Raw genomic sequence first — 1,075 nt, 5'->3', positions numbered from 1 at the left:
TTACTCAGGCATTGCAGTTGATGTGATCCGGGAGTATTTGGTGGAGTAAATTGCCTTCTTCCCTATTGTTTATATTTGCTTTGCTCCTGGTCATTAATTTTGGTTCGTTTTATTCCCTTTCAAAAATAACCTCATCCATATAAGTAATCCATACTTCCTCACCAACAACCAGCTCATTGGCTATAATCGGATATATCCGTTTGTAAGCAATGGTACTGTTATTGATCCTGCCTTCCTGATTTATGTTGGTTATGGAAGTATCTCCAACCAGCAAGCATCCGGCTGTATCATCATCATCATTTCCAATATGCAGCAGTATCCATTTAAATCCCGGCACATTTGTAACATGAAGCATTCCCTTATGCATTCCAGGAAACTTCTGTGCATATCTTTGGTGGTGTGATCCTTCCTTTCGCAATCTCACTTGATAACGTCCTGCAGGTATTCTGGTTTCTCCAGAAACTTTAATTTCTCTTTGCTCATCTTCCAGTGTGTAACAGGCAAACACACCTTCAAGAAAAAGAAGCCCTAATGTACTTTCTCTTCCTGAACTATAGCGCAATACTGTTAATTCCATAGTCTGTAAAGTTTAGATTTTAGTAAATGAAGTAGTTTGATTGGCAATGGTCTTATCCTTATCTGCAGAACTTTTACTGGATCCAAAAAAATAAGACAAAACCATACTAAAGCCGGCAACCAATGCACCAAACAATTGGTTGATGGGTCCGTTGTTGCTTGTCTTCTGCGCATTATCACCAATGATCATTACGGAGATAAGACCAAAGAAACCAATTACAACAACGATAGCTAAAGCCATCATAAGCCAATCTCTTTGTCCTGTGGCTTTTGCCAGTTCTGTTTCTCGCAAACGGGCATTTTGCTTATCCATTAAATAAGCCCTTGATTCTTCCAGTTCAATAATGGTAGCTTGTAAAGCCAATTTCTCAAGCTCAATCTTTTGATTGATTTCAAACTCTTTCAGTTTCACGATGAGGTCTGGATGACTGGATAAAGATCGTTGAAAATGTTCCTCATCATGGAAATGAATTCCTGTTACTGATTTGATTAATTCAAA

2 protein-coding genes are annotated in these 1,075 nt (G+C 38.3%); both read right to left on the bottom strand.

What is annotated here, in order from left to right; translation table 11 throughout:
• Positions 1-109 precede the first annotated feature (109 nt).
• Positions 110-577 (bottom strand): DUF5675 family protein, encoded by a 468-nt coding sequence (locus OM074_RS21125; RefSeq protein ID WP_301202703.1) that lies wholly within the window; start codon positions 575-577, stop codon positions 110-112.
• A gap of 12 nt (positions 578-589) precedes the next feature.
• Positions 590-1,075 (bottom strand): hypothetical protein (locus OM074_RS21120; RefSeq protein ID WP_301202702.1); only part of this gene is annotated, 486 nt, incomplete at its 5' end.

The sequence above is a fragment of the Plebeiibacterium marinum genome (genome assembly GCF_026013615.1).
Lineage (GTDB): Bacteria > Bacteroidota > Bacteroidia > Bacteroidales > Marinilabiliaceae > Saccharicrinis > Saccharicrinis marinus_A.
Note: the sequence above shows the minus strand (reverse complement) of the source record. Positions and strands in the feature narration are given on the sequence as shown.